The following is a 4799-nucleotide window of genomic DNA, read 5'->3' as shown; positions in this document are numbered from 1 at the left end:
ATGGCTGACATCTAAGATCATATCAACCTGTTTGTCTACCCATTTATCTACATAAACTTTACCACATCTAGAGCAGAACCTACTTTTACAGCTGAAGCTAACAATATGCTCTTCACCACAGTCCAGGCATTTATATTTAGCATAACCATTCTCTGGATTACCACATTTCATTGATTTTTCTACCTGATCAATTACATGGTTTAACATATCAGCAGGCACTCTACCTGGAAGATGTTTAATCTTAAACACTTCCCAGTGATCATTCAATATTGTTTTAACTTTAATGTGCTTTCCTCTTTGTTTTGGGCTCATAATATTTTTATCCTTCTACAAATTTATCCACATTCCTGCAAAAGCATAATTTCCTATATAAAGAATAAAACCCCGCCCAGAACCCTGGACGGGGTAAGTTGTCTCAGTTTATACAGTTTTAAACTCTATAACTTAACAACGTTTTCAGCTTGTGGACCGCGGTCGCCTTCAACGATTTCGAATTCTACTTCTTGTTCGTCTTCAAGTGTCTTGAAACCTTCGTCCTCAATAGCTGAGAAGTGTACAAATACATCGTCGCCATCTTCTCTTTCAATGAAACCATAACCTTTTTTCGCGTCAAACCATTTTACTTTACCTGTGTAAATCATATTAATTCATTCCCCCTAGGAATAATTCTATATTTGGGGTTCGTTCAGTTAAAACTTCACCCATCGATAATTATTATAGCATAAGAAGAAATCCATTTCAAGGGTTTATTGCTGAGAGTTTATCGACAATTTAATTCAAATTTCCAGCCCAGTTATTCTAAATTCCTGTAAAACTTAACCATGTCTCTTCCCGCACCTTTAGCAATATATAAAGCGGTATCTGCCTGTTTAATTAGCTTTTCTGCTGAATATTTCCCTTCCTGATTGACAGCAACTCCAATTGAAACAGTAACCTTAAGCTTCTGATTTTCAAATTCAACTTCCAAATTTCTAATTTTCTGCATCAAGCGATTAATTACTCTGGAGAGAGTATTTTGATCAACCAGATTAAAGTAGACTACAAACTCTTCTCCCCCATAGCGGGCCACAATATCATCTTCTCTAATTTCCGACTTTAAAACCTCCGATAATTTTCGCAGCACCTGATCTCCTGCCTGATGGCCGTAGTGATCATTGAAATCCTTAAAATTATCTATATCCATAATTGCCACCGAATACTTTTCTCCTGCTTTCTCCTGCAGCTGATTATGAAAGTAAGAGTGATTGTAGAGGTTGGTCAGCCCATCAGTTACCGAAAGCCTTTTTACCTTATTGTGATTTAAAGCATTACGAATGCTGACCCGGATCTGATTAGCCAGAGTTCTGATAAACTTTTTCTGGTTTTCATTAATTAACTGCTGATACTTAGACTGCATTGCATATAATATTCCCTGATAATCGTTTAGATTAATCGGTATAGCAATTGAAGTCTGAATATCTTCAAATAAATCAACTTCATTTTCTATCAAAATTTGATCTGAAGCAGCAATTTCTTTATAATGGCCCTTCAAATAAAAATACAGCTCGCTGTTTTCTTTGACATTTATATTTTTCACCATTTTTAACTGATTTTCATCTCTTTTGAAGATAACTGCAGCTGACATTCCCATTGTACCCACAATTATATCCAGAATCCTTTCGTAAAGTAGGTCCAGATCAAGAGTAGAATAGAGAAAATCAGAAGTCTGCTCCAGGGTTGAAAGGCTGGCTAAGTTTCTTTCTAAACTCTCATATAAAATTGCTTTTTTTAAATAATTTGGAATCTGCTCTATAAATAGATGGTTCTTTTTAATATCATAAAGGTCAATTTCATCACTTAAAATAATCAGCAGAGCTTCCACTTCTTCAGTTAGAGGAATTAAAAAAGCGTTTTTAAAACCGAGGATATTATTTCGGCTGCTAATTTTTTGCGGCCGCTGCTGCCAGAAGGCCTTAAATGTGTTATAAGCCTCTACTCCCAGACTATCATCAAGATAAATTTTGGTAAGGTTTTCGGCCTCTTTGAGCACTATCCCACCTGTGTAATTTTGGTTTTCAAAAATCATTTTAAAAAGGCTGGCCGCTGTTTCTTCAACTTTATGGTTTCCAGTCGCCTGATTGGCTTTCCGCATCTTATCATTGATCATTTCCAGCTCCGAAACAACTTTTTTTGATAAGTGAAAAAGATGCTCTATTTTTAGATCTGGTTTTTCTGTATCAAATTCAATCTTTTTATGTACAACTTCCTTCTTTTCGCTTAAGTAAAGTACTGTGGTTGTAATATTTAAATACTCATAGCTGCTGTCTATAATTCCATACTCTCCATTAGTACTGAAACCAGCCTTAGGAGAAGGAACAACTTTAATTTCTTCACCTAAATTCGAATCCAGGGACTTTAAATACTGACTTCTGCCGGAACAGGAATAAATTAATGAAATCTCAGGGTGAAAGTCAAGCTTTTTTTGGAGCCGCATTGAATTTGCTAAAATTTTATTTAAACTCCCATAGGAAATTTTAACTCTATCTCCTACTTTAAGCTCTCCCGAAAATCTAATTCCATCATCTACTGCCTCAATAGCAGAGCGGGCATTTTTAAAACCACGATTAAAAACCAGCGGAAATTTTGTAACTGCAGCAGAAGGAAGTTTACTTTTAATATCCTCACCCAGAAATTCAGAATATACCTGAAAAATATTTCTGCCGTCAAGTTCGTAAACCACCTGATTTTCTGCTCTGGTGATCTCCATTTCGCGGCTGATGCTGTCCCAGCCCATACTGTAATTCCAGTTTGCCTTCAGCTGGCTTCCATTTAAAATCAAAGCCAGACTGCCTTTTTTTATTATCCCAGTTTTATCGAAAACATAACCTGAATCATTTTCAGCGCCCGAAGCTGCCTGACCGCCTGCAATTACAGGTTTAAAACTGCACTTATTTAGCTCTTTAACCAGCAGATCCCCGTTATTATACTGGTCATCAGAAAAGATTATTATTGCCTTAGTGTCCTTTTCAATCTCTTCCATAATTAATCTGGCATTTTCTATACTTTTAGACTCGGTTCGCAGAAGTTTAAAACTGCTTTTTTCAAAGCGCATTGCCACAGCGCTTAAGGAACTTAGTCTAACTTTGTTTTCAGAGATTACTTCTTCTGCACTGGCACCCATTAATGTGGAAAGGGGTAAATAGCGGTTAAAAGCAGCTATTAATTTTTTATTTACTAACTCAGATCTGGCTGAAAAAACCTGTACTACCTGAGCAGGATCATCTTTTAATGATTTAAAAAATTTTATTAACTCATCTGAACTCTGACATTGTTTTCTTTCTACCTGCAATTTCTACACCCTTCCACTAAAAAATAAATTTCTTTTAAAAAGTATTTCATTATTAAAACTGTTCACTTAATTCTTTTCTCGCTCAATATGTAAATTCCTGCAAAAAAGGAAAAAAATAAAGGGACTACCATGATGATAGCCCCTTAAAAATACTAATTAGTTAAATTATACTATTTTTCGACAGATCCCGTCACTTCCTTATTTTTCACTGTATTTAAAAGTTTTGCGATCTTTAAATTCTTCTTTTTTACCCTTATTCCATTCAGATACCGGGGAAAGATACCCCACAACTCGAGAATAAACCTCACACTTTTGTTTTTTAGCCATTTTAATGCCTCCTCTTAAATTAATTTTTCTTATCTTAAGCTACCAATATATTTGCTGTCTCCCTTTCTACACTGAAAATAGACAGCTGCCGGCAGCACTGCCGGCTCAAATTCAATCTCTAATTTGGACATCAGCCAGGTTCTTTTCAGCCTCCAGTTTAAATTCATCTAGCTCTGAAGGAGCAAAAGAACGTGAATTTCTCAGTTCAGGTGCCAGTGTATTTACCGGTCTGAAATTTTGGATATAATATTTTTTTGCCCCTTCAATCTGACGGGAAATTTCTTTAATTTCTTCAGTGTTATGCAGACCGGGAACCACGGTGGTTCTGAATTCATAGTCTAAATCAGAATTAATAATCAGCTCAACAGATTTTTTAATTTCTGCAACCAGTCCCTCTGGAGCCAGCTCATCGTAGTTGGACCAGCTGAACTTTATATCAACTGCTAGATAATCGATCAGCCCAGCCTCCAGCAGCTCTTTTAGCTTAGACGAGCTGCTGCCATTGGTGTCCAGCTTAATTAAAAGATCATAATCCTGTTTTATTTTCTGCATAAACTTTTTTAAATCTGGCTGCAGCAGCGGCTCTCCTCCAGTGATTGTCACTCCATCCAGCAGATCCTTCCGCTGTTTAAGAAAGTCGAAAAAATAATCTTCCGGCATCAACTCCTGCTCAGCTGGAATTTTCATTGGAATCAGCTGACTGTTATGGCAGTAAGGGCAGTAAAAGTTGCAGCCCTGAGTAAAGACAACCGCCGAAATTTGATCGGGAAAATCGATAACCGATGTTTTCTGTAATCCGGCCAGTCTCATTTATTCAACTTCACTTTCTGCTTTAAGCTTCTCTCTGCGGTTTTCTTCCGCCTCTGCTTCTGCCTCACATTTAGGACAGTACTCATGCTCTCCCGGCAGATAGCCGTGAACCGGACAGATGCTGAATGATGGAGTCAGGGTATAATAGGGAAGTTTAAAGTTTTCAGCAATTCTTTTAACCAGTTTTTTAGTGGCTTTGATGGAATCTATTTTCTCCCCTAGAAATCCGTGGAGTACCGTATTATGAATAAAAACCATTGTTCTATTTCCAGCTAAATAATTATGGTTTTTTTCTGTTGTTAAATCATAAAATTCATTATCTTCTATTTCAATT

At 36.5% G+C, this 4799-nt stretch carries 6 protein-coding genes; all 6 read right to left on the bottom strand.

The features are described 5' to 3' along the window. A partial coding sequence (locus CI949_RS16990) for a transposase zinc-binding domain-containing protein (RefSeq protein ID WP_290768535.1) occupies positions 1-312 on the bottom strand: 312 nt, incomplete at its 3' end. Between the two features lie 125 nt (positions 313-437). After that, positions 438-638, bottom strand: coding sequence for a cold shock domain-containing protein (locus CI949_RS16985; RefSeq protein ID WP_202943531.1), 201 nt, complete (start codon positions 636-638; stop codon positions 438-440). A 155-nt stretch (positions 639-793) separates the two neighbouring features. Further along, complete coding sequence (locus CI949_RS16980) at positions 794-3328, bottom strand: diguanylate cyclase (RefSeq protein WP_290768533.1); 2535 nt, start codon at positions 3326-3328, stop codon at positions 794-796. Between the two features lie 198 nt (positions 3329-3526). Beyond that, entirely contained in the window at positions 3527-3655 is a 129-nt protein-coding gene (gene nrdD / locus CI949_RS16975; RefSeq protein WP_108142558.1) for an anaerobic ribonucleoside-triphosphate reductase, read from the bottom strand. Between the two features lie 111 nt (positions 3656-3766). Next, a complete protein-coding gene (locus CI949_RS16970) occupies positions 3767-4465 on the bottom strand; it encodes an anaerobic ribonucleoside-triphosphate reductase activating protein (protein ID WP_290768531.1) in 699 nt (232 codons plus the stop codon). Beyond that, on the bottom strand, positions 4466-4799 hold a 334-nt coding region (nrdD, locus tag CI949_RS16965), incomplete at its 5' end, for an anaerobic ribonucleoside-triphosphate reductase (protein WP_290768530.1). It abuts the gene before it with no gap.

The organism is Halanaerobium sp., from assembly GCF_003070835.1.
This window is presented reverse-complemented; position numbering and strand designations above follow the sequence as displayed.

Bases quoted from the DNA above. Each gene is read 5' to 3' on its own strand.
- nrdD (WP_108142558.1), bottom strand. From the start codon at position 3,655: ATGGCTAAAAAACAAAAGTGTGAGGTTTATTCTCGAGTTGTGGGGTAT.
- CI949_RS16970 (WP_290768531.1), bottom strand. From the start codon at position 4,465: ATGAGACTGGCCGGATTACAGAAAACATCGGTTATCGATTTTCCCGAT.